Origin of the sequence: Dermatophilus congolensis (assembly GCF_900447215.1) — a bacterium.
GTDB lineage: Bacteria > Actinomycetota > Actinomycetes > Actinomycetales > Dermatophilaceae > Dermatophilus > Dermatophilus congolensis_A.
Window position 1 is genome coordinate 616,250 of the sequence record NZ_UFYA01000001.1, and the last position, 23,950, is coordinate 640,199.

A 23,950-nucleotide genomic window follows, 5' to 3' on the forward strand; every position below is an offset into this window, starting at 1 on the left:
ACAACCACGAGGAAGGACCAACACAGATGAACACACTCATCGACAACTACACCGGTTTAATCTCTGACCTCGACGGTGTTGTCTACCGCGGAGCCCAAGCCGTACCCCACGCCGTCGCAGCACTCAACGCAGCCCACGACGCAGGAAAACGCATCGTCTACGCCACTAACAACGCGGCCCGAACCCCAACCCACATCGCAGAACACCTCACCGAACTTGGCATCAACCTCACCCCCCACGACGTCATCAACTCCTCCCAAGCAGGAGCCCGCCGCGTCGCCGAACTCGTACCACCCGGATCCCGCGTCCTAGCCATCGGCGGCCCCGGCGTCACCGAAGCCCTCCTCGAAAACGGACTCACCCCCGTCTACACCCCGGAACTCGAAAACGCCCAAAAAAACGCAACGACACACGAACCCCTCGCAGCCGTCCTCCAAGGCTACGGCCCTGACGTCTCCTGGCACGACCTCGCCCAAGCAGCCTTCGCCATCCAAGCCGGCGCCATCTGGGTAGCCACCAACACCGACTCCACCCTCCCCTGGCACAAGGACTCGCCCCCGGGAACGGATCACTCGTCGGCGCAGTACGCAACGCCGTCGACACCGACCCCATCGCCGTCGGCAAACCCAACACCCCCCTCTACGAATACTCCGCCCAAGCACTCAACATGCCCCTGTCCAACGTCCTAGCCCTCGGAGACCGCCTCAACACCGACATCGCCGGAGCAACAAACACCGGCATCGACTGCCTCTACGTCACCACCGGCGTAAGCAACCCCGTCGACGTCGCGCTCGCCACCACAACCGAACGCCCCACACACCTAGCCATCGACCTACGCGCACTCAGCGAAAAATACACTTATCCCACCACAGAAACCGGCCCATCCAACACCGGCACTGCCACCACCTTCCACCGCGCCCGATGCGGCCAAGCCACCGCCACCTGGGACAACGGCCTCCACCTAGAAGAAACAGGCAGCGCCAACGAACGCCTCCGCGCATTCATCGCCACCACATGGTCAGCCATCGACGCCGGAGAACACATCACTCCCACCGACCTCACCCCAGCCCTCGACTGGATCGAACGCGCCAAATGAGCACACCCACCCCCGGGGACACCCCCGGGCACAGCGCCGTCACAATCCGCGAAACAGCCACCGCCTTCGCCAACTCCGACCCCACCGACCTCACCACCACCCTCCAACACGGCCACCACCTCGCCGAACAACTAGAAAACGCACTAGACACCCACACATGAGACTCGACGCCCACCTCGTCACCCACAAACTCGCCCGATCACGCGGCCATGCCCGCGAACTCATCAACGCCGGAGCCGTCACCATCGACGACACCATCATCACCCGCCCCTCATACCCCGTAAAACCAACCGACAACATCAAAGTCACCACAACCGACACCTGGGTCAGCCGAGCAGCACACAAACTCCTCGGCGCACTCAACCACTTCACCACCCCCACCCAACAACCACTCTCCACCATCATCCCCGGCACCCGATGCCTCGACCTGGGCGCCTGCACCGGCGGATTCACCCAAGTCCTCATCACCCACGGTGCAGCCCACGTCACCGCCATCGACGTCGGACACAACCAACTCGCCACCTGCCTACGCAACGACCCCCGCGTTCACAACATCGAAGGACTCAACGTCCGCCACCTCACCCCCACACAACTTGGCAATCCCTACGACATCATCGTCGGCGACCTCAGCTTCATCTCACTACGCCACATCCTCCCCACCATCACCAACCACCTCACCCCCACCGGCCTAGCTATCCTCCTGGTTAAACCCCAATTCGAAGTAGGCCGCGAACGACTCGGCAAAAAAGGCCTCGTCCGCGACCCACGCCTACGCCAAAACGCCCTGCGCGAAGTACTCCACCACGGCATCAACGTCGGCCTCACCCCACTCGACACCACCATCTCACCCATTCAAGGCACTAACGGCAACATCGAGTACCTAGTCTTATGGGAGAAAACCCACACCACCTCACCCCAACCCAACATCGACAACCTCATCACCTGCACCTGACCCTGCGCGAAGGACCGACATGACACGACGCATCCTGCTCGCCCCCCACGGCCGACGCACGGACATGCACCAACTTGTGGGCGTCGTCGCAACACAACTAGCCGCCCACAACATCGAATGCGTCATGTCACCCGACACCTACCAACAACACGACGACAAACCCAACCTCACCCCCGCCGACCACACCAACCCCGCCAATGGGTGCGAACTCGTTCTCGTTCTCGGCGGCGACGGCACCATCCTGCGCGCAGCACACTGGGCACACACCGCCGACATCCCTCTCATCGGCATCAACTACGGCCACGTCGGATTCCTTGCCGAAGCAGAACCCAACAACCTTGCCACCACCATCGACCGAATCGCCACCGGTAACTATCACATCCACCCCCGCATGACCCTCGCCATCGAAGTATGGAACGGCGACCAACTCATCGACACCGACTGGGCCCTCAACGAAGTCACCGTCGAAAAAGCCTCCCGCGCCCGCATGATCCAAACCATCATCGAAATCGACGACCGTCCCCTATCTACATGGGGATGTGACGGCGTCATCCTCGCCACCCCCACCGGATCAACCGCCTACGCATTCTCCAGCGGAGGCCCCGTTGTCTGGCCCGACGCCGACTCCATCCTCATCGTCCCCATTGCAGCCCACGCACTCTTCGCCCGTCCCATGGTCGTCTCACCCACCTCCGTCGTTGCCGTCGAACTATCCGGACACGACATGGGAGCAGCCATCCTCGTCAGCGACGGATGCCGCTCTACCGACCTGCCTCCCCACTCCCGCATCGTCATCCGCCGAGGCGAAAAACCCGTCCACCTCGCCAAACTCGACAACGAACCCTTCACAGACCGAATCGTCCACAAATTCCACCTGCCCGTACGCGGATGGCGCGGCGCAGGACCCACCGAAGAACGCTGAAACCCAACCCTGTCACCACCGCAACCTAGGGTGAACACATGCTCGACCGCATCCGCATCCGCGACCTCGGAGTCATCGACGACGCAGAAGTCGACCTCGCACCAGGTCTCAACGTCCTCACTGGCGAAACTGGCGCAGGAAAAACCATGGTGGTCAGCGGACTCAACCTCCTCTTGGGAGCCCGCGGAGACGCCGCAGTCGTACGCACCAACGCCACCACAGCCTGGGTCGAAGGCATCATCAACATCGATACCACCCACCCCATCCGCGACCGCATCCGTGACGCCGGCGGCGACGCCGACGACGACATCATCATCGCCCGCGCCATCACCAACGCAGGACGCTCCCGCGCCCACGCCGGCGGTCGCTCCGTCCCTGTGGGCATGCTCGCCGAAATCGGACACAAACTCGTCGCCGTGCACGGACAAACCGACCAATGGCGACTCAAAAAAACCGACCAACACCGCGAAATGCTCGACGCCATCGGCGGGCCCAAACTCGCCGCAGCACTCGCCGAATACACCCACTGGTACCAACGACTCACAGAACTACACACAGAACTTGAACGCGTCCGAGAACTAGAACGCAACCGCCACCTCGAAACACAAATGCTCCTCACCGGGCTCGAAGAAATCGAACACACCGACCCCCAACCCGGCGAAGACGAAAAACTCCGCGAAGAAGACGAACGACTCACCCACGCAGAAGAACTACGACGCAGCGCAGCCACCGCACACGCAGCACTCGCCGGAGACGACATCAATGACACCGGCAGCATTGAAACCACTCTCGCCCACGCCCGCAACGAACTCGCTACCGCAGCCATCCACGACCCAGCCCTACGCGAATTCGAAAACAGAACAGCCGAACTCGGATACCTCGCCGCCGAACTCGCCACCGACCTATCCGCCTACCTCACCGATCTAGACATCGATCCAGCCCGACTCGAACACGTGCAACAACGCAGAGCCGAACTCAACCGACTCACCCGTACCTACGGCCAGACCATCGACGACGTACTTACATGGGCAAAAAACGCAGCCGCCCGCCTAACCGAACTCGAAGGTGCCCAAGCACGCCTGAGCGAAATAGAAACCGAGACCACCCACGCCCGCACACAAGCGGCTCAAGCTGCACGGACCCTCCACGATATCCGCCTCGCCACCGCAGCCACCCTCGGCACCGAAGCCACCAACGAACTCGCCCACCTCTCCATGGGCAAAGCCACCCTCACCGTCGACATCCACACCACCCCAGACCCCCACGGACTCGACCTAGGCGAAGAACACCCCACCCCACTGGCCTACACCCCCCACGGCGTAGACACCGTCGAAATTAAACTCGCACCCAACCCCGGAGCCCCCGCACGATCCGTTGCCAAAGCAGCCTCTGGCGGAGAACTCTCCCGCGTCATGCTCGCACTCGAAGTCGTCACCGGACGACGCGCAGCAGAAGATAACACCGCCATCGCCACATTCGTCTTCGACGAAGTCGACGCAGGCATCGGCGGCCGCGCCGCCCTCGACGTTGGCGCCAGACTCGCCGCCCTGGCCGAACACGCACAAGTCATCGTCGTCACCCACCTCGCCCAAGTCGCAGCCTTCGCCGACCGACACCTCGTCGTCCGTAAATCCGACGACGGCGCCATCACCAGCTCCGGAGTAGAAATCGTTACCGGAGACAATCAACTACGCGAACTCGCCCGAATGATGGCCGGCACTGATTCACCCACCGCACTCCAACACGCCGCCGAACTACGAACCCAAACCGAGAACATCCGGCAACGACACAGCGCCTAACCCCACCCCAACAACATCACAGCCCCAACGCCTGCGCAGCCTCAGCCGAACTATCACGCAAAAACACACGACACCGCTGCTCCTCATCACCCTCACCAAGAGCCGAAGCAGCTAACGCCAACGCAGCCAACGAACGCAAAAAACCTCGATTCGGCTCATGTGACCACGGCACCGGACCAGTCCCACGCCACCCAGCTCGGCGCAACGCATCTAACCCACGGTGATACCCCACCCGTGCAAACGCATACGCCTGCACAAACTCACCACACGCCAACGACTGCTCCGCCAAAGCAGCCCACGCAGCCAAACACAACGGATCCGCAGCTGCCACCACCTGAGCATCCTCACCAGCAACCAAACGCTCAACCGAAGAATCCACCGGCAACAAAGTTGGCTCTGGCCCCAGCAAATTCTTCCGAACCTCGTGCTCACCCATAAAAAACTCCTCAATCACAACGAAGAAAACCGACAAGCAAAAACAACCACGCCAACCCTAATGCGACACAGCCAACGCAACCCCCACAACAACCCACCCAAAAACAAGCCCCTACAACCACACCTAACCCCACCCCAGTACAAACATCAACGGAAACAGCACACCCCCACCATGCGATAAGCTCGAAGTCCGTGGTCAATACAAAACACATCTTCGTCACCGGAGGAGTCGCCTCCTCACTCGGCAAAGGCCTCACCGCATCCAGCCTCGGACTACTCCTACGCGGCCGCGGCCTCGCAGTGACAATGCAAAAGCTCGACCCCTACCTCAACGTAGACCCCGGCACCATGAACCCCTTCCAACACGGAGAGGTGTTCGTCACCGAGGACGGAGCAGAAACCGACCTCGACATCGGCCACTACGAACGCTTCCTTGACACCCCCCTGTCCGCCCAAGCCAACGTCACCACCGGCCAGGTCTACAGCAGCGTCATCGCCAAAGAACGCCGCGGCGAATACCTCGGCGACACTGTGCAAGTCATCCCGCACATCACCAACGAAATCGCCGCCCGCATGCGGGAACAAGCCCACACCACCCCCGCACCAGACATCATCATCACCGAAATCGGCGGCACCGTCGGCGACATCGAATCACAACCATTCCTCGAAGCAGGACGCCAAGTCCGCCAACAACTTGGCCGCGACAACGTCTTCTTCCTCCACGTCTCCCTCGTGCCCTACCTGGCACCCAGCGGAGAACTCAAAACCAAACCCACCCAACACTCCGTCGCCGCCCTACGCGCCGCAGGCATCCAACCCGACGCCATCGTCCTACGCGCCGACCGCGACATCCCCGCCGAGATGAAGCGCAAAATCGCCGCCGCCACCGACATCGACCTCGAAGGCACCATCTCCTGCAAAGACGCCCCATCCATCTACGACATCCCCAAAGTCCTCCACAGCGAAGGACTCGACGCCTACATGATCAGACGCCTCGGACTGCCCTTCCGTGACGTCGACTGGACCGGATGGGACCGCCTCCTCGAACGCGTCCACCGACCAGCACACCGCGTCGAAATCGCACTCGTCGGCAAATACATAGACCTCCCCGACGCCTACCTCTCCGTCACCGAAGCACTACGCGCCGGCGGTTTCGCCAACGACACCCGCGTCAAAATCCGCTGGGTCGCCTCCGACACATGCGAAACCCCAGAAGGTGCACAAGAAGCCCTCGAAGGAAGCGATGCCATCCTCGTCCCCGGAGGCTTCGGCATCCGAGGCATCGAAGGAAAACTCGGCGCACTGCGCTGGGCACGCGAAAACCGCATCCCCACACTCGGGATCTGCCTAGGCCTCCAAGCCATGGTCATCGAATACGCCCGCAACGTCGCCGGAATCGACAACGCCAGCAGCAGCGAATTCGACCCCCAAACCAGCGAACCCGTCATCGCCACCATGGCTGAACAGAAACAATTCATCGACGGCGCCGGAGACATGGGCGGCACTATGCGCCTAGGCGCATACCCCGCCACCCTCGAAGCCGACAGCCTCGCCGCCACCACCTACAAAACCCAACACGTCACCGAACGCCACCGCCACCGCTACGAAGTAAACAACGCCTACCGAGCCCAACTCGAAGAAGCCGGACTGTGCTTCTCAGGGCTCTCACCCGACGGAAACCTCGTCGAATTCGTCGAACTGCCCACCAACCAACACCCCTACTACATTTCCACCCAAGCCCACCCCGAATTCCTTTCCCGACCCAACCGCGCACACCCTCTCTTCAGCGGACTCGTCGCAGCAGCACTCAACCACCAAAACCAAGCCGCACCCGCCGACTCCCGCGAAAAATAAACACCCCAGCGGCGGGTGGTACCCAACCACCCGCCGCCCAAAACACCCAAAACCAGTCACAACAGCGACCAGAAGCATTAAGCACCAACAGAAGACACTGCTAGCGTGCGATGCTGTGACCCCACAAAAACCAGCCCAACAGCACCAGCCACACACCCCGCTACCCGGCGAACGACTACGCCGAGCAGGGCGAGTCATCACCCTCACCGCCCTCCTACTACTGCTGACATCAGGACTGGGAATCGGATACGCCCTCCTACAGATCAACGACGATCACATCAACGAACTGGTCAACGAAAAAAGCGCCCACATCACACAAGGGCATGCAGAGATAACACATGGCGGGCGACAAATTATCCTCGCCGAAAAACACGAAACCACCTGCACAGTCCACTCCTCATCCGGCTCACCCATCCCCGTCAACCCAGGCAAATCACACGTCAAAGGAGACGGAAAAGCCACTTCGGAATCGGAGCCTTCGAAGCACCCGCAGGCACCTACGACATCACCTGCACCCCAAACAAAGGAGTCGTCATACTCCCAGAAGCAGCAATGGAATCCCTCAAAACCGCCGGAACCATCGCCGCTGTTTCAGTTGTAGGAATCCTCGTATTCACAATGATCGCTCTCAGCGGGGCAGTGCTATGGGCCAGTGGCGCCCGAAGCCGCGCAAAAGCAATAGCCGCCAACCAACAGCCCACATACCGTTAAACACAGCAACAAAACACAAAAACACCACCAGATTTAAAAGCGCCAAACAGCACGGGGTTTCGCCCCCACCGCGCCCCCACAGGCCGCTACCGTGAACCCTGCCGACACAACAAAACACCCCCCGCACGAAACGGAGCAGCCACATGTCGCTCGAGGCACCCCTCCTCTCGACCGACCAACTTTTCGACGAATACGGACAAAAAGACGTCGATAGCCTCATGACCATCGCCGACGGAGCCGTCTTCGGATTCGATCGAGCCCGCGTCGACCTAGGCCTCACCGGTGGCCTCGTCACCCGCGAATACCTCACCCACCCAGGGGCAGTCGCCGTCCTCGCCCTACGCACCACCTGCGCCGGCAACGACCAAATACTCCTCATCAAGCAATACCGACACGCCGTGGGAATTCACGAATGGGAACTACCCGCAGGCCTACTCGACAACGACGACGAACCCCCCGCTGAAGCAGCAGCCCGCGAACTCGAAGAAGAAGCGGACATCCGCGCCGCAACCTGGCACACCCTGACCCAATTCGCACCCAGCGCAGGGGCAAGCACCGAAACCATCCGCATCTACCTCGCCCGCGACTTCACCGACGTACCCAGCGACCAACGCTATGAACGATGCGGCGAAGAAGCAGACATCCGCACCGCCTGGGTCGACCTGGACACACTCTACGAAGCAGTCATCGCCGGACAACTCGCAAACGCCCCACTCATTATTGGGGTCCTCACCGCCCACGCTGCCCGCGAACGAGACTGGAAGACCCTGCAACCCGCAGACGCGCCCTTCCCGCTCCATCCCGCACACCGCGACTTATAACACCCCAAATAACCCACAATCAATGTGGTACGGACCACACCTGTCACTAGTGTGGAACGAACGACTCCCACCACGAGTCCACACAATGATCCTCGCGCAGCAGCACCAATGGGGCGCGTAGATCCACCGCAGTACCTGGTGCACAATCGCCTACAGCGACTCCGCGCGATGTATCGACATGACAACCCTGGAGGCGCGCATGACGAAGATGTACATCGACGGACAATGGCGTGACGCCCACGACGGCGCCACCCGAGACATCACCTGCCCTGCAGACAACACCCACGTCACCACCGTCGCAGAAGGCAACACAGCCGACGCCCACGACGCAATCCGCGCCGCACGCAAAGCATTCGACAACGGACCCTGGCCCACAACCCCAGCACCAGAACGCGCCGCCCTCCTGCGCACAGTCGCCGACCTACTCACCGCCGAATCAGACGACGTCGCCCGCCTCGAAGCCCTCGACACCGGAAAACGCTTCGTCGAATGCCAAATCGACGTCACCGACATCATCAACGTCTTCCGCCACTTCGCCAGCCTCGCCCAAGAAAACGCAGGCCGCGTCGTCGACCCCGGCACCCCCAACGTCTCCAGCCGCATCGTCCACGAACCCATCGGCGTCTGCGCACTCATCACCCCCTGGAACTACCCCCTGCTCCAAACCTCCTGGAAAGTAGCCCCCGCCCTCGCCGCTGGAAACACCTTCATCCTCAAACCCAGCGAGCTGACCCCCTCCACCAGCATCTGGCTCATGAACGCCCTCGAACGCGCCGGACTACCCGCCGGCGTCGCCAACCTCGTTCTCGGCCCCGGAGCAACCGTCGGCCAAGCCCTCACCGAATCCCCAGACGTCGACCTCGTCTCCTTCACCGGCGGGCTAGCCACCGGCACCAACATCATGCGCACCGCCGCAGACACCGTGAAAAACATCGCCCTCGAACTCGGCGGCAAAAACCCCAACGTCATCTTCGCCGACGCCAACATCGACGCCGCCATCGACAACGCCCTCACCGCAGTATTCCTCGACTCCGGCCAAGTCTGCTCCGCAGGCGCACGCCTCATCGTCGAAGAAACAATCCACGACCGCGTCGTCGACGAACTCGTCCGCCGAGCCAGCGAAATCCGCATGGGCGGCCCCTTCGACCCCGACGCCGAAACCGGCCCCCTCATCTCCGCCACCCACCGCGACAAAGTCGAAAAATACGTAGCCAACGCCCTCGAAGAAGGCGCCACCCTCCGTGTCGGCGGCCAACGCCCCGGCGGCGACCTCGAAAAGGGCTACTACTACCCACCCACCATCCTCGACAATTGCCACACCTCCATGCGCTGCGTCCAAGAAGAATCCTTCGGACCCGTGCTCACCGTCGAAACCTTCACCGGCCAAACAGACGAAGAAAAAGAACGCAACGCACTCACCATTGCCAACGACACCATCTACGGCCTCGCCGGAGCTGTCTGGACCGAAAACGCAGGCCGCGCAGAACGCCTCGCCCGCGGACTGCGCCACGGAACTATCTGGATCAACGACTACCACCCCTACGTCGCACAAGCCGAATGGGGTGGCTACAAACGCTCCGGAATCGGCCGCGAACTCGGCCGCCACGGCCTAGGCGAATACCAAGAAACCAAACACATCTGGCACAACACCAGCCCCGCCCGCGCCGGCTGGTTCAACGACAGCCAAGCCTGAACCACCCCCAAGGAGGCGCGCACACCCCTGCGCGCCCCCACACCCATGCCCACACGGGCACACGAGGACGAAGAAAAGACGAAGGAGAAAAACCACATGGCAACCTACGACTACGTCATCGTCGGCGGCGGATCAGCAGGATCCGTCCTCGCACACAGGCTCAGCGCCGACCCATCCACCACCGTCCTCGTCCTCGAAGCAGGACGCTCAGACTTCAAATTCGACCCACTCATCCACATGCCCGCCGCACTCATGTTCCCCAGCGGGAACCCCCTCTACGACTGGGCCTACGCCTCCGAACCAGAGCCCCACATGAACGGCCGCCGCATCGCCCACGCACGCGGCAAAGTCCTCGGCGGATCCTCCTCCATCAACGGCATGATCTTCCAACGCGGCAACCCCACCGACTACGACCGCTGGGCCCGCGAAAACGAAGGCATGGAACACTGGGACTACGCCCACTGCCTGCCCTACTTCAAACGCATGGAAACCGCAGCAGACGGAGCCAACGCATGGCGAGGAGCCTCCGGCCCCCTAAAAATGTCTAAAGGCCCCGCCTCCTCCCCACTCTTCCAAGCCTTCTTCGAAGCAGCCCGCCAAGCCGGCTACCCCATGACCGACGACGTCAACGGATACCGCCAAGAAGGCTTCGCACCCTTCGACCGCAACCTCATCGACGGGCACCGCCAAAGCGCATCCCGCTCCTACCTCTGGCCCATCCGCAACCGCAAAAACCTCACCATCCACACCCTCTCGATGGTCACCGGGCTCAAATTCGACGGAAACCGCGTCACCGGAGTCGAATACAAACGCGGACGCAAAAACGAAACCGTTACCGCCGGAGACGTCATCCTCTGCGGAGGCGCCTTCAACTCCCCACAACTACTCCAACTCGCCGGAATCGGTGACCCCGAAACCCTCACCGCAGCCGGCGTAACCCCCCGCATCAACCTCCCCGGCGTCGGCGCCAACATGCAAGACCACCTCGAGGTCTACCTCCAACATAAATGCGCCGAACCCGTCTCCATCGGTCCCTGGCTCAACTACTGGAAAGCCCCCTTCATCGGCGCCTCCTGGCTCCTCGGAAAAGGCGTCGGCACCTCCAACCACTTCGAAGGCGGCGGCTTCATCCGCACCAACAACGACGTGGAATACCCCAACCTCATGTTCCACTTCCTCCCCATCGCCGTGCGCTACGACGGCTCCGGCGAAAAAGGATCCCACGGCTATCAAGTCCACATCGGCCCCATGAACTCCGACGTCATGGGAACCCTCAAAATCCGCTCCACCAACCCCTTCGAACACCCCGAACTACGGTTCAACTACCTCTCCACCGAAAAAGACCGCCGCGAATGGGTCGAAGTTGTCCGCGCTGCACGCTACATCCTCGACCAACCCGCCATGCGCCCCTTCGACGCCGGCGAAACCTCACCCGGACCCGATGTCCAATCCGACGAAGCCATCCTCGAATGGGTCAAAAACGACGCAGAAACAGCCCTCCACCCCTCCTGCACCGCAGCCATGGGTAAAGGCGACATGAGCGTCGTCAACCCCGACACCATGCAAGTCCACGGAGTCGAAGGCCTACGCGTCGTCGACGCATCCGTCATGCCCACCATCACCAACGGCAACATCTACGCACCCACCATGATGATCGCCGAAAAAGCAGCCGACCTCATCGCCGGCAACACCCCACTACCCCCCGAACACGCACCCGTCTACCTCGCCAAACACGACATGCCCATCTACCCCGACGGCGACGCACGCAACAACGGATGGGACGCCCGCCGCGACCTACCCTCCGCCACCGAACTAGCAGCCAAACAGCAGGGAGAAAACCAGTGACTGTTCCCCTCACACCGGGGAACACACTCACCAGCAAGATCAAAAACGCCGGAGTCCAATGGCCCGTATTCATCGCCTCCAGCGTGGTGATCCTCGTCATTGCACTCTGGGCCATCCTTGACACGACACGTGCCGGGGCCATCCTCGGCACCGTCGTGGCCTGGACAGGGAAGTGGTTCGGCTGGTTCTACGTAGGACTAGCCGCATTCAGCCTCCTATTCGTGTTGATCCTCGCGACATCCGGAAAAACCGGCCGCATCAAACTCGGCCCCGACACCTCCAAACCCGAATACACCTTCTTCGCCTGGGCCTCCATGCTCTTCGCAGCAGGAATCGGCACCGACCTCATGTTCTTCTCGGTCGCCGAACCCGTCGCCCAATACCTCGCACCACCGGCAACCCAGCCACAAACCGTGCAAGCAGCGAAAGAAGCCACCGTATGGACCCTGTTCCACTACGGAATCATCGGATGGGGAATGTACGCCCTCATGGGCATGGCACTGGGCTACTTCGCACACCGCAAAGGACTACCCCTAGCCGTGCGATCAGCCCTACACCCCATGTTCGGTAAACGCCTCGCCGGGGCCCCCGGCCACGCAGTCGACACCGCCGCCATCGTCGGCACCATCTTCGGCGTAGCTACCACCCTGGGCATCGGAGTCGTCCAACTCAACGTCGGACTCGAAATCATGTTCGGCATCCGCCAAGGACTGCCCGCACAAATCGTCCTCGTTGTCATCGCCGTCGGAGTAGCCACCATCTCGGCCACCTCCGGCGTCGACAAAGGCATCCGCATCCTGTCCCAACTCAACGTGCTCCTCGCACTCTTCCTTGCCTTCTACGTCCTCGCAGCAGGCAAGACAGACTTCCTCCTCAACTCTCTGGTCATGAATATCGGCGACTTCGTCTCCATGTTCCCCGGCATGGCAATGGACACCCTCGCCTACAACAACGCCAGAGAATGGATGAACGCCTGGACACTGTTCTTCTGGGCCTGGTGGATCGCCTGGGCCAGCTTCGTCGGCATGTTCCTCGCCCGCATCTCCCGCGGACGAACTATCCGCGAATTCGTCATCGGCACACTCACCCTGCCCTTCGCCTACATCCTCATGTGGGTATCCATCTTCGGCAACGCAGCCATCGACAGAATCCGCAGCGGAGACAGCGCCTTCGGACAACAAACACTCAAAGTCCCCGAATACGGGTTCTACGCCCTACTGCAGCAATACCCAGCAGCGTTTTTCATCGTGGGGCTCGCCACCATCGTCGGACTGCTCTTCTACGTCACATCCGCTGACTCCGGAGCACTCGTCATGGCCAACCTCAGCTCCACCCGCGTGACACCCCGCACCGATGCACAGCCCTGGCTACGCATCTTCTGGGCCGCCGTCACCGCGCTGCTCACCATCGGCATCCTCATGGTCGGCGGAATCCCCGCCCTCCAAAACGCCACCATCATCATGGGACTACCCTTCGCCATCGTGGTGCTGCTCGTCATGGTCGGCCTATGGAAAGCACTCGCCGACGAAGGACGCCGCATCGAATCCAGACACCGCGTGGTCGAGCCATCCATCCTCGGCTCCTCCACCATGGTTCGCCAACGCCCCTCCTGGCGATCCCGGATGTCCAAGGCATTCAACACCGTCTCCCGCCGCCGAGCGGAGGAATACCTCAACCGGGTCGTCATCCCCGCCCTGGAAGACGTAGCCACCGCATTCCGCGACGAAGGTACCACAGCCGAAGTTATTTCCGGCGAAGACGAAGACATGAGCCTCATCGACGCAGGCGACGAACCCACCAGATACGTCGCACTCGTGGCCCAATGCGGAGAAGAAGAAACCTTCCGATACCGCGTCTCAATCCGAACCGTAGCCGCACCCTCATACGGGCGAGCCCTCGACGTCGAAGACGTCACCACACGACTCGAAGTCAACGGGATCTCCGACGAACCCTACGACGTGTTCGGCTACAGCACAGACGAACTCAGACACGACATCCTCGACCACTACGAAAGGTACGTCGACTTCCGACGAATCTACGAAATCGAATCCTCGATCACATAAACCCCACAAAAACACCACCGATGCCCCGATCACCACAACCGGTGACCGGGGCATCACCATGCACCAAGGCAGGATGAGACACGAAAACAGAAACACCGACAGGAGACAGCCATGGCAAGTTCGGCATTCGGCACCGGTGCCAGCTTCGGCGCACCCCGAAAACACCACACCCCCATCGAAGGACAACAACTACCCGACAACGCCCCCTGCCCCTGCGGATCAGGCCGCACCTACATCGGATGCTGCGGAGCCCTCCACCACGGACTACGCCGAGCAGGCACCGCCGAAGCACTCATGCGCTCCCGCTACAGCGCATTCGCCCTCTACAACGGCAAATACCTCCTCGACACCTGGCACCCCACCACCCGCCCCGAACACATGCGCCTAGACCCAGAACACACCTGGACCGCACTCGACATCCTCGACACCCACCACGGAAACACCACCGACACCACCGGAACCGTCACCTACCGAGCCCATGCCCGCGCACGCGACGGACGCACAACCACCCTCACCGAACACAGCAGATTCCAACGACTCAACGGCGCCTGGGTCTACATCGACGGCGACATCCTCGACTAACTACACACAAACCGGTGGGGCCGGCCATCCGCAATGACCAGCCCCACCAAACACTCAACAGAGAACGTCAGAACAAACCGACAATCTCACCGTTCTCATCAATATCCATACGCTCTGCCGCAGGATGCTTACCCAATCCCGGCATCGTACGCATCTCACCAGCAATCGCGTACACATACCCCGCGCCAGCAGCCAAACGCACCTCACGCACAGGCAACCGCCAACCAGTCGGCGCACCCTTCAACTTCGGATCATGCGAGATAGACAAATGCGTCTTAGCGATAACAACCGGCAAATTGCCGAAACCAAGATCCGTGAACCGAGCAAGCTCCTTACGCGCCACCGCAGACAGATCCACACCATCGCCGCCGTACACCTTCGTCGTCACCTTGTGGAGCTTGTCCTCCAACGAATCCGACATCTCATAGCTCGGCGTGAAAGTGGTTTCACTGTTCGCAGCAGCGTGCACAGCCTCAGCCAGCTCCTCAGCACCACGGCCACCATCAGCCACATGCGTAGAGACAGCAACATGAGCACCCATCTCCTCAGCGATCTCACGAATCGCCTGATGCTCTGAAGCAAAATCACCCGGGAAAGCATTAATAGCCACAACCGGAGCAACACCGAAACCACGAATAATCTCGATGTGCTTACGCAAGTTCGCGGCCCCCTCACGGACGAGATCAGGGTTTTCCGTCTTCATCTCCTCCGGCAGATCCTTACCCGCCGTGATGGTGAACCGACCCGAGTGAGACTTCAACGCTCGCACCGTTGTGACCAGCACCGCCGCATCCGGAGTCATTCCCGAAACACGACACTTGATATTGAAGAACCGCTCGGCACCCATATCTGCACCGAAACCAGCCTCTGTGATCAAATACTCACCCATCTGACGGCCAATCAGGTCACCAACCACAGACGAGTTACCCGTGGCGATGTTCCCGAACGGGCCAGCATGGAACAACGCTGGCGTGTGCTCCAGCGTCTGCAACAAGTTGGGCTTAATCGCCTCTTTCAAAAGCACCGTCATCGCGCCCGCAGCTTTCAAATCCTCAGCCGTGACCGGTTTGCCCTCATACGAGTAGCCAATAACGATGCGACCCAAACGCTCACGAAGATCATGCAGCGACGTCGCCAAAGACAAAGCGACACCGACCTCAGAAGCTGCAGTGATGTCATAGCCCGTCTCACGCGCCACCCCATCCATGCGTGAACCCAAACCGACAATCACATTCCGCAACGCTCGATCATTCATATCGACGACGCGCTTCCACGAGATCGCACGCGTGTCAATACCCAGCTCATTACCGTGATGCAGATGGTTATCCACCATCGCGGCCAACAAACTATGCGCCGCCGTCACAGCATGAAAATCACCCGTCAAATGCAGGTTCAACTTCTCCATCGGCACGGCCTGGCTGTAACCAGCACCTGCCGCGCCGCCCTTAATACCGAAAATCGGGCCCATCGATGGCTGACGCAAAGCCAACGTTGCCGGATGTCCGATCCGAGACAATCCCTGGGCCAAACCCACCGACGTTGTGGTTTTCCCTTCACCGAACGGAGTAGGGGTAATGGCGCTAACCACAACATATTTCGCGCCACCTGCAACCTTGGAAGGGTTATTCACCGCATCCAACGACACTTTCGCCACATAGTGGCCATACGGATCCATTTGCTCCGTGGACAGACCGGCGGCCGCACCGATCTCTGAAACGGGACGCAATTCGGCATCCCGAGCAATGTGCAGATTCGAAGGCATGGAGCTGCTCATGTCCTTCATCATGACGCAGCTAACACGCTTACGCAGCAGCTAACTCAGACTGTCGCCCAACTTCGTGCGTTCGAGAACACGAATACACCCCGCGTAGGATCGAAGAAGACCCCATGCGCCCACACCGTCTATGTGGGCGCGAAGAAAGGAACATGCATGCTCCGCACCCATACAGCCGGCTCACTCCGCTCCAGCGACGCAGGGACCGAGGTCGTTCTTGCAGGATGGGTTGATTCCCGCCGCGACCACGGTGGCGTCGAATTTATTGATGTTCGTGACGCCAGCGGTATCGTGCAGGTGGTTTTCCGTGATGAGGCACTCGCCGGGGGTGTTCGTGCCCTCCGCAACGAGTTCTGCATCCAAGTCACAGGGACAGTCACCCCTCGTGACGCTGAAAACGTCAACCCCGAACTGCCTACCGGGCAGATCGAGATTGTTGCTTCATCTCTCGAAGTGTTGAGCGAAGCAGCTCCACTACCTTTCCAGATTGATGAGCGCATCAATGTCGGTGAAGAAGCCCGGTTGAAGTACCGCTACCTTGACATGCGCCGCCAGCGCCAACACGACGCTCTCGTGCTTCGCTCGAAAGTGACGCACACCATCCGGGAAGTGCTAGCCGCCCACGATTTCTACGACATTGAAACTCCTACCCTGACGCGCTCAACCCCCGAGGGCGCTCGCGACTTCCTTGTGCCGGCTCGGTTGTCGCCGGGCTCGTGGTACGCACTGCCGCAGAGTCCGCAGCTGTTCAAACAGCTCCTCATGGTCGGTGGGATGGAGCGGTATTACCAGATTGCTCGCTGCTACCGCGATGAGGATTTCCGTGCTGACCGGCAGCCTGAGTTCACACAGCTCGACCTCGAGATGAGCTTTGTGGACCAGGAAGACGTCATCGCGATTGCTGAAGAAGTGATGGCAGCGGTGTGGAAGCTTATTGGGGTGGAGCTGCCCCGGCCAATGCCACGCATCACATGGCACGAAGCGATGGACAAGTACGGCTCAGACAAGCCTGACCTGCGCTTTGGTAACGAGCTTGTCGAAATGACTGAGTTCTTTGCACAGACACCTTTCCGGGTATTCCAGAACGAATACGTAGGTGCGGTAGTGATGCCTGGTGGTGGCTCGTTGCCTCGTCGCCAGTTCGATGCCTGGCAGGAGTGGGCACGTCAGCGTGGAGCAAAGGGACTGGCGTACGTCACGATCGGTGAAGATGGTGCGCTTGGCGGACCGGTCGCTAAAAACATTTCCGAAACAGAGCGTGAAGGGTTGGCCGCGAAAGTTGGCGCCAACCCAGGGGATGCAATCTTCTTCGCGGCGGGTGAGCGTGAGGCAAGCCAGGAGCTGCTGGGAGCGGCGCGTCTGGAGATTGCACACCGCACCGGCATGATCCCTGAAGATTCTTGGGCGTTCTGCTGGGTTGTCGACGCGCCAATGTTCAAACCGGTTGAGCGCGCTGTAGCTGAAGGCGATGTGGCTTTGGGTGCAGGTAAATGGAATGCGGTGCATCACGCGTTCACGTCGCCGAAGCCGGAGTTCCTGGACACCTTTGACACTGACCCGGGTTCGGCATTGTCGTACGGGTACGATTTTGTGTGTAACGGCGTGGAAGTCGGTGGCGGATCTATCCGTATTCACCGCCGTGATGTGCAGGAGCGGGTCTTCTCTGTCATGGGGCTTAGCGAAGAAGAAGCATCTGAGAAGTTCGGCTTCTTGCTTGAGGCGTTCAGCTTTGGTGCACCCCCGCATGGTGGTATTGCGTGGGGTATCGACCGGTTGGTGATGTTGCTCGGTGGTTTTGAGACCATCCGGGATGTCATTGCGTTCCCTAAGTCCGGAGGCGGTTACGACCCGTTGACCGATGCTCCTGCTCCGATCACGGTGCAGCAGCGGCGTGAGGCTGGCGTAGATGCCAAGCCGAAGAAGAAGGATGAGGCAAACGCCTCGGATGCTGCTTCGGCAGGAGCTGCTGCGGGTAACTGATGGGTGTGCTGTGCGGCTCGAGTCGAGGTCGACTCGGGCCGCACACGTGTGTCGGGCGCGTTCGGATGGGCGTGTCTGGGTGTTGGAATCTCAGAATTTCTGAAGGAGTTTTCGTGGCTGTTATTCACACGGTTTTGTTTGATGCTGATGGGGTGCTGCAGGCGCCGTCTGCAGAGTTGGCTAAGCGGTGGGGGCGTTATTCCATAAAGGACGGCCGGGAGGCATTAGCGGAGGAACTCTTTCGGATCGAGTTGCCGTCATTGGCGGGGCAGGAGCGTATTGAGGACGCGGTGGAGCGTTTCGTGGCTGAACGTGGGCTTCCTGCAGAAGCTGTGGAGGACATTCTTGCGGGGTGGGCCTCGATTGATGTTTTTGCGGAGTCGTTTGCTTTGGTGGATGCGGTGCGTGCGGCGGGGGTGAAGGTGCATTTGGCGAGTAACCAGCAGAGTTTTCGCCGTGATGTGATGTTGGGGCTTGGGTATGCGGATCACTTTGATGAGTTGTTTTTTTCGTGTGATTTAGGGGTGGCCAAGCCCTCTGCGGAGTATTTCCGGAGGTTGCTTGACCGGTTGGGGATTGGGCCGGAGGGGGTTTTGTTTATTGATGACAGGGCTGACAATGTGGCTGCTGCTCGCCAGGTTGGGTTGGCGGCGCGGGTGCATGCGCGGCATGACAGCCCGGATCAGGGGATTGGTGATTTGGTGTCGTTGCTGCGTGAAGAGGGACTGGTGTTTGAGCTGGGGTGAGTTAGGTAGGGGGGTTATTCGGCGATGGTGGGGGTTGCTTGGGTGAGGATGTCGGTGGGGGATTGGGGTATGGCGAAGTAGTTGCCTTGGGCCATGTGGCATCCGGCTTCTTCGAGGACTGTGGCTTGTTCTGCGGTTTCGACGCCTTCGGCGATAGCGGTGTCGAGTTTGAGTGCTTGGACTAGGCGGATCATTGCTCGGACTTGGGTGGCGCCGCGGGGGTCCTGTCCGATGCGGCTAATGAGGGAGGGGTCGAGTTTGACGCCGTTTGCGGGTGTGCGTAGAAGGGAGGTGAAGGAGGAGTGGCCGGTTCCGAAGTCGTCGATGACGACGTTGATGCCGGCGCGGCGGAGGCGGGCGAGGTTTTGGAGGGGGACGTTTGCTGGTGATCCTGGAGGTGAGGTGTGGGTGGGGAGGCGTTCGGTGACTTCGATGGTGAGTGCGGGGTGGGGCAGTCCGGTGGTGGCTAGTTCGGTAAATACGTCGTCTGCGTAGTCGGTGCGTTGTAGTTCGAGGGGGGAGACGTTGATGGCGATGGTGCGGTTGCTGTGTTGGGGGAGTTTGCGTAGGAGGGTGAGGTGGTGCAGGGCGGTGCGCAGGACGTGTTGTCCGATGGGGTGGATGAGGACGAGTTCTTCGGCGAGGGGGATGAAATCGGTGGGTGGGATGTCGCCGAGGGCGGGGTGGGTCCAGCGGGCGAGTGCTTCCCATCCGATGGTTTGGGTGTATGAGGGGCCGGCCATGATGGGTTGGAAGTGGACGGTGATTTGTTTGTGGTGGAGGGCGGTGCGGAGTGCTTCGCTGAGTTGTTTGCGTCGTTTTTGGCGTGCGCGGAAGATGTCGTCGAATACGGCGTATTGAGCGCGGCCTTGTTCTTTGGCGGAGTAGAGGGCTAGGTCGGCGCGTTCGAGGAGTTCGGTGGCGGTGCATTGTTCGGGTGGGGTGGTGATGGCGATGCCGATGGAGGGGGTGATGCGGTGGGTGGTGCGGGGGGCGAGGGTGAAGGGGGTTTCGAAGTAGGTGAGGATGCGGTGGGCGAGTTGGTGAGCGTCGGTGGGGGAGGTGACGGTGGCGACGATGACGAATTCGTCTCCGCCGATGCGTGCGATGACGTCGTCGGCGCGTAGTTGGCGGGGCAGGCCTGTGGAGATGCTGGTGAGGAGTCGGTCTCCGGTTGCGTGGCCCCAGGTGTCGTTGACTTCTTTGAAGTGGTCGCAGTCGAAGAAGAGGAGGGCGGTGGAGTGGTGGTGGTTGTTGTCGCGGTTGAGGCGTTGTTCGAGTACTTCGAAGAGGGCGGAGCGGTTGAGTAGTCCGGTGAGGGAGTCGTGTCGGGCGCGGTGTTGGCTTTCGTTTTCTGCGCGGGAGAGGTCGTTTGTGGTGCCGATGAGGCGTAGGTAGATGAGGATGAGGAGGAGGAGGGTGAGGGTGACGCGGACGGTGGTGTCGATGCGGTCGGTGGTGGGTAGGGAGATGTAGATGACAGCGGGGATGAGGGGGAAGTAGAGGAGTGCGTGGCGCCAGGGGTGGGGGGAGAGTGGTTGGGGTGGCATGGTCAGGTCGCGCATGGTGGCGATGGAGGGGTGTGCGCAGGCGATGGCGAGTAGTCCGTATCCGGTGGCGGTCAGTGCGGAGGGGAGGGTGTGGTTGGTTAGTCCTGCGTCGAGTCCGTATCGGGCCCAGGTGAGGTCGGCGGCGAGTTGGACGGTCATGGATGCGCAGACCCAGTACCAGGCGTGGATGTAGGTGCCGATGCGGTAGGCGATGTGGCCGGTGAGTACGACGATGGTGGCGTCGAGGACGGGGTATGCGGTCCATTGCAGGACTAGGAGGGGGTTGTCGAGGCTGGTGCGTAGGGCGGGGATGGTCCACAGGAGGAGGATGACGGAGGTGGTGACGGCGATGGCGTCGAAGACGGCGCGGTAGGTGAGTACTTTTCCGGCTTGGTTGTTGAGTTGGGCGAACCAGATTCCGAAGGAGAGGTATCCGAGGGTGAAGAGGATGTCGACGTGGGGGTTTCCGTCTGTGCGGGGCCATTGGAGGTCGATGATGCGGGCCGAGCCGAGGAAGAGGATGCCTAGGGGTACGAAGCCCCAGATGCGTAGGGGCATGTGTGCGTGGGTGAAGGGGGCGATGGCGATGGTGAGGAAGGCGATGGTCAGGGTGGTTGCGTGGGTGAGGGGTCCGATGCCGTAGGGGTTGTTGATGGTGATGATGCTTTGGGCGGTGAGGAGGGTGAGTGCAAGGAGGGTGAGGATGGGGTGGCGTTTGCGGTGGGGGATGGTGTGGGTTTTAGGCATGGGTGTGTCTCGCGATGAGGTTGCTTGGTGGTTCGGCTCGGCCGAAGTACCAGCCTTGGGCGTGGTGGCAGCCGAGGCTGGTGAGGATGTGGGCTTGTTCGGCTGTTTCGACGCCTTCGGCGGTGACGGAGGGGATGCCGAGGCTGGTGACGACTTCGATGGCTGCTGAGACTTGGGCGATGCCGTCGTCGGTGGTGTCGAGTCGTGCGGTGAGTGAGCGGTCAATTTTGACGGTGTCGGCGGGGGTTTGGAGTAGGGCGGTGACGGAGGAGTAGCCGGTTCCGAAGTCGTCGATGCTGACGGCTACTCCGGCTGCGCGTAGCTGGACGAGGGTTTTGTGTGCGATGGAGCCTTCGATGAGTGGGATGGATTCGGTGACTTCGAGGGTGAGTGCGGTGGGTGGGAGGTTGGTTTCGTGGAGGGTGGTGAGGACTTTTTCGACGAAGTCGGGGCGGCGTAGTTGGATGACGGAGACGTTGACCGAGACGATGGTGTGTTCGTATCCGGGGAGTGTGCGCAGGGTGTGTAGTTCGCGGCATGCGGTGCGTAGTACGTGGGCGCCGAGGGGTTCGATGAGGCCGATTTCTTCGGCGAGGGGGATGAAGACGTCGGGGGCGATGGGGCCGAGGGTGGGGTCGTTCCAGCGGGCGAGTGCTTCCCAGCCGAGGATGGTGGTGAAGTTGGGACCGGTCATGAGGGGTTGGAAGTGGACGGTGATGGCGTTGGTGGTGACGGCTTGGCGTAGGGCGGCGAGGGTGAGGCTTCGGGTTCGGGCGGTGGCGCCGAGGTCGTCGTCGAAGATGGCGTAGCGGGCGCGGCCGCGTTGTTTGGCGGAGTAGAGGGCGATGTCGGCGCGTGCGGTGAGTTCTTCGGGGGTGATGTTTTCGGTGGGGGTTGCGGTGGCGACGCCTATGGAGGGGGTGATGTTGTGGAAGACTCCGGGGGCGATTTCGATGGGGGTGTCGAAGGAGTGGAGGGTGGTGTGGGCGATGGTTTTGGCGTGTTCGGGGTGGGGGATGGGGGTGATGAGGATGAATTCGTCGCCGCCGTTGCGTGCGGTGATGTCGTTGGGGTGGGTGGTGCGTAGGCGGTGGGCGATGGTGGTCAGGACGACGTCGCCGGCGGAGTGACCCCAGGTGTCGTTGACGTATTTGAAGTGGTCGCAGTCGATGAAGAGCATGAGGGTGTGGTGGCCGTTGATGCGGTTGCGGCGTAGGGCGTTAGTGCAGGCATGGAGGAGTCCGGATCGGTTGAGTAGTCCGGTGAGGGGGTCATGGGTGGCGCGGTGTCGGCTGTCTGCTTCGGTGGCGGACAGTTTGGTCATGGCGCGGAGGAATCGGATGAACAGGAGGATGAGTAGGGCAGTGACGAGGCAAGTGCGCAGTATTTGGTCGGGGGTGTTGTTGCTGTGGATGGCGAGGCTGGCGACGCCGGGGATGGCGCTGAGGTAGAAGGCTGCGTTGATGCCGCGGTTGAGGGTGCGGTGGGTGTTGGTGGTGTGGGGGTGGGTGATGGTGAGGATGTCGGGGTGGGTGAAGGCGAGGGCCAGGGTGGTGGTTGCGATGAAGGTGGCGGCGTTTGACCAGGTGGGGATGGGTTGGTTGGTGAGTTGGGTGCTGGCTTTGATGGTGTCGCTGGCTAGGAGGATGCCGAAGGTTGCGGTGAGCCAGTGTGCGGTGGGGGTGTGTTGGTTGGGGTGGTTGGCGTGGGTGGCGAAGTAGGCGCATAGGAGGGCGTCGAGGGTGGGGTGGATGGTCCATTGGAGGGTGTTGATGGCGGGTGGGCAGTGGGGGAGTGCTAGGGGGATGGACCAGAGGATGAGGAGGGTGGCGATGGCTGCTGCGGCGGTGTCGAGGTTGATGATGGGGTGTGGGTGGGGGTTGTTGCGGGTGTGGTTGGTGAAGAAGAAGAGGGTGATGAGTAGGTAGCCGGTGAGGTGGAGGGTTTCGGTGAGGGGGTGGGGGGTGTTTGGGGTGGTGGTGTTGAAGATGGTGGCGAGGATGAGGGTGATGGTTCCTGCGATGAAGGTGGCCCAGTGGGTGGGGGGGTGGGGTTTTCGTCGGAGGGGGCTGAGGGTGGTGATGGTGAGGGTTGCGCATTGGGCGATGCTTAGGGGGGTGGTCATGAATGTGGGGTGGCGTAGGTAGGTGAGGGTGATGAGGGTGGTGGCGCCGAGGGCGATGGCGATGGCGAGGGGGCGGTGTGTGGGGCTGGTGTGTGGGGGTGTTGGGGTTTTCACTCGGTCTCCTCTCGCACCACCGTGTGACCGAGGTGTCGGTACTTCACAGGTCGTCTGGTGTGGTGGGTTTCTGAGGGGTACGGGGGTGAGTTGTGTGGTGTGCGTGTGTAGGTCGGTTGGCGGGGTGGAGGGGTGGTGGAG

At 61.1% G+C, this 23,950-nt stretch carries 19 protein-coding genes; 15 read left to right on the forward strand and 4 right to left on the reverse strand.

Annotated features, from left to right (window positions below):
- Positions 1-26 precede the first annotated feature (26 nt).
- From DXZ77_RS12335 to recN, 6 genes are read left to right on the forward strand one after another with little or no spacing between them, the layout of a single operon-like run.
- A complete protein-coding gene (locus tag DXZ77_RS12335) occupies positions 27-689 on the forward strand; it encodes an HAD-IIA family hydrolase (protein ID WP_258553090.1) in 663 nt (220 codons plus the stop codon).
- Positions 668-1,096 carry an HAD hydrolase-like protein gene (locus tag DXZ77_RS12340; protein ID WP_258553091.1) on the forward strand — a complete coding sequence of 143 codons (429 nt, stop codon included), beginning with the start codon at positions 668-670 and terminating at the stop codon, positions 1,094-1,096. Before DXZ77_RS12335 ends, DXZ77_RS12340 begins: the two co-directional genes overlap by 22 nt.
- On the forward strand, positions 1,093-1,257 hold the full coding sequence (locus DXZ77_RS11990) for a hypothetical protein (RefSeq protein ID WP_181816001.1): 165 nt from the start codon (positions 1,093-1,095) through the stop codon (positions 1,255-1,257). The genes DXZ77_RS12340 and DXZ77_RS11990 overlap by 4 nt, the downstream gene beginning before the upstream one ends.
- Entirely contained in the window at positions 1,254-2,048 is a 795-nt protein-coding gene (locus tag DXZ77_RS02630) for a TlyA family RNA methyltransferase (RefSeq protein ID WP_115029706.1), read from the forward strand. The genes DXZ77_RS11990 and DXZ77_RS02630 overlap by 4 nt, the downstream gene beginning before the upstream one ends.
- Positions 2,049-2,067: 19 nt before the next feature.
- The gene (locus DXZ77_RS02635; RefSeq protein WP_115029708.1) at positions 2,068-2,970 is read left to right on the forward strand and encodes an NAD kinase; all 903 of its coding nucleotides are present in this window, start codon (positions 2,068-2,070) and stop codon (positions 2,968-2,970) included.
- Positions 2,971-3,008: 38 nt separating this feature from the next.
- Positions 3,009-4,769, forward strand: coding sequence for a DNA repair protein RecN (recN, locus tag DXZ77_RS02640; RefSeq protein ID WP_115029710.1), 1,761 nt, complete (start codon positions 3,009-3,011; stop codon positions 4,767-4,769).
- A 16-nt stretch (positions 4,770-4,785) separates the two neighbouring features.
- Here the strand turns inward: recN and DXZ77_RS02645 are convergent, their stop codons facing one another.
- Positions 4,786-5,205 carry a DUF3151 domain-containing protein gene (locus DXZ77_RS02645; protein WP_115029712.1) on the reverse strand — a complete coding sequence of 140 codons (420 nt, stop codon included), beginning with the start codon at positions 5,203-5,205 and terminating at the stop codon, positions 4,786-4,788.
- A 191-nt stretch (positions 5,206-5,396) separates the two neighbouring features.
- Between DXZ77_RS02645 and pyrG the strand changes: the two genes are divergently transcribed.
- The 7 genes from pyrG to DXZ77_RS02680 all read left to right on the forward strand — a co-directional run bounded on the left by pyrG (position 5,397) and on the right by DXZ77_RS02680 (position 14,773).
- Positions 5,397-7,058, forward strand: coding sequence for a CTP synthase (gene pyrG / locus DXZ77_RS02650; protein ID WP_115029714.1), 1,662 nt, complete (start codon positions 5,397-5,399; stop codon positions 7,056-7,058).
- Positions 7,059-7,173: 115 nt separating this feature from the next.
- Positions 7,174-7,659 carry a hypothetical protein gene (locus DXZ77_RS02655; protein WP_115029723.1) on the forward strand — a complete coding sequence of 162 codons (486 nt, stop codon included), beginning with the start codon at positions 7,174-7,176 and terminating at the stop codon, positions 7,657-7,659.
- Positions 7,660-7,912: 253 nt separating this feature from the next.
- A complete protein-coding gene (locus DXZ77_RS02660; RefSeq protein WP_115029725.1) occupies positions 7,913-8,590 on the forward strand; it encodes an NUDIX domain-containing protein in 678 nt (225 codons plus the stop codon).
- A gap of 199 nt (positions 8,591-8,789) precedes the next feature.
- Entirely contained in the window at positions 8,790-10,283 is a 1,494-nt protein-coding gene (locus DXZ77_RS02665) for an aldehyde dehydrogenase family protein (protein ID WP_115029727.1), read from the forward strand.
- Between the two features lie 96 nt (positions 10,284-10,379).
- On the forward strand, positions 10,380-12,128 hold the full coding sequence (gene betA / locus DXZ77_RS02670; RefSeq protein WP_115032449.1) for a choline dehydrogenase: 1,749 nt from the start codon (positions 10,380-10,382) through the stop codon (positions 12,126-12,128).
- Positions 12,125-14,191: a choline BCCT transporter BetT gene (betT, locus tag DXZ77_RS02675; protein WP_258553092.1), complete on the forward strand. Its 2,067-nt coding sequence runs from the start codon at positions 12,125-12,127 to the stop codon at positions 14,189-14,191. The genes betA and betT overlap by 4 nt, the downstream gene beginning before the upstream one ends.
- Before the next feature lie 111 nt (positions 14,192-14,302).
- Positions 14,303-14,773 (forward strand): YchJ family protein, encoded by a 471-nt coding sequence (locus DXZ77_RS02680; RefSeq protein ID WP_115029731.1) that lies wholly within the window; start codon positions 14,303-14,305, stop codon positions 14,771-14,773.
- A 67-nt stretch (positions 14,774-14,840) separates the two neighbouring features.
- Here DXZ77_RS02680 and DXZ77_RS02685 read toward each other — a convergent pair whose 3' ends face one another.
- Positions 14,841-16,547 carry a formate--tetrahydrofolate ligase gene (locus DXZ77_RS02685; protein WP_208303165.1) on the reverse strand — a complete coding sequence of 569 codons (1,707 nt, stop codon included), beginning with the start codon at positions 16,545-16,547 and terminating at the stop codon, positions 14,841-14,843.
- A gap of 156 nt (positions 16,548-16,703) precedes the next feature.
- Between DXZ77_RS02685 and aspS the strand changes: the two genes are divergently transcribed.
- Positions 16,704-18,527 carry an aspartate--tRNA ligase gene (gene aspS, locus DXZ77_RS02690; RefSeq protein WP_115029735.1) on the forward strand — a complete coding sequence of 608 codons (1,824 nt, stop codon included), beginning with the start codon at positions 16,704-16,706 and terminating at the stop codon, positions 18,525-18,527.
- Between the two features lie 113 nt (positions 18,528-18,640).
- Positions 18,641-19,273 carry an HAD family hydrolase gene (locus DXZ77_RS02695; RefSeq protein WP_181816002.1) on the forward strand — a complete coding sequence of 211 codons (633 nt, stop codon included), beginning with the start codon at positions 18,641-18,643 and terminating at the stop codon, positions 19,271-19,273.
- 14 nt (positions 19,274-19,287) lie between these two features.
- Here DXZ77_RS02695 and DXZ77_RS02700 read toward each other — a convergent pair whose 3' ends face one another.
- Together DXZ77_RS02700 and DXZ77_RS11995 are read right to left on the reverse strand one after the other, a co-directional pair.
- On the reverse strand, positions 19,288-21,570 hold the full coding sequence (locus DXZ77_RS02700) for a putative bifunctional diguanylate cyclase/phosphodiesterase (RefSeq protein ID WP_115029739.1): 2,283 nt from the start codon (positions 21,568-21,570) through the stop codon (positions 19,288-19,290).
- Positions 21,563-23,809 carry a putative bifunctional diguanylate cyclase/phosphodiesterase gene (locus DXZ77_RS11995; RefSeq protein WP_181816003.1) on the reverse strand — a complete coding sequence of 749 codons (2,247 nt, stop codon included), beginning with the start codon at positions 23,807-23,809 and terminating at the stop codon, positions 21,563-21,565. The genes DXZ77_RS02700 and DXZ77_RS11995 overlap by 8 nt, the downstream gene beginning before the upstream one ends.
- Positions 23,810-23,950 lie beyond the last annotated feature (141 nt).

Bases quoted from the DNA above. Each gene is read 5' to 3' on its own strand.
- DXZ77_RS12335 (WP_258553090.1), top strand. From the start codon at position 27: ATGAACACACTCATCGACAACTACACCGGTTTAATCTCTGACCTCGAC.
- DXZ77_RS12340 (WP_258553091.1), top strand. From the start codon at position 668: ATGCCCCTGTCCAACGTCCTAGCCCTCGGAGACCGCCTCAACACCGAC.
- DXZ77_RS11990 (WP_181816001.1), top strand. From the start codon at position 1,093: ATGAGCACACCCACCCCCGGGGACACCCCCGGGCACAGCGCCGTCACA.
- DXZ77_RS02630 (WP_115029706.1), top strand. From the start codon at position 1,254: ATGAGACTCGACGCCCACCTCGTCACCCACAAACTCGCCCGATCACGC.
- DXZ77_RS02635 (WP_115029708.1), top strand. From the start codon at position 2,068: ATGACACGACGCATCCTGCTCGCCCCCCACGGCCGACGCACGGACATG.
- recN (WP_115029710.1), top strand. From the start codon at position 3,009: ATGCTCGACCGCATCCGCATCCGCGACCTCGGAGTCATCGACGACGCA.
- DXZ77_RS02645 (WP_115029712.1), bottom strand. From the start codon at position 5,205: ATGGGTGAGCACGAGGTTCGGAAGAATTTGCTGGGGCCAGAGCCAACT.
- DXZ77_RS02660 (WP_115029725.1), top strand. From the start codon at position 7,913: ATGTCGCTCGAGGCACCCCTCCTCTCGACCGACCAACTTTTCGACGAA.
- DXZ77_RS02665 (WP_115029727.1), top strand. From the start codon at position 8,790: ATGACGAAGATGTACATCGACGGACAATGGCGTGACGCCCACGACGGC.
- betA (WP_115032449.1), top strand. From the start codon at position 10,380: ATGGCAACCTACGACTACGTCATCGTCGGCGGCGGATCAGCAGGATCC.
- DXZ77_RS02680 (WP_115029731.1), top strand. From the start codon at position 14,303: ATGGCAAGTTCGGCATTCGGCACCGGTGCCAGCTTCGGCGCACCCCGA.
- DXZ77_RS02685 (WP_208303165.1), bottom strand. From the start codon at position 16,547: ATGAGCAGCTCCATGCCTTCGAATCTGCACATTGCTCGGGATGCCGAA.
- aspS (WP_115029735.1), top strand. From the start codon at position 16,704: ATGCTCCGCACCCATACAGCCGGCTCACTCCGCTCCAGCGACGCAGGG.
- DXZ77_RS02700 (WP_115029739.1), bottom strand. From the start codon at position 21,570: ATGCCTAAAACCCACACCATCCCCCACCGCAAACGCCACCCCATCCTC.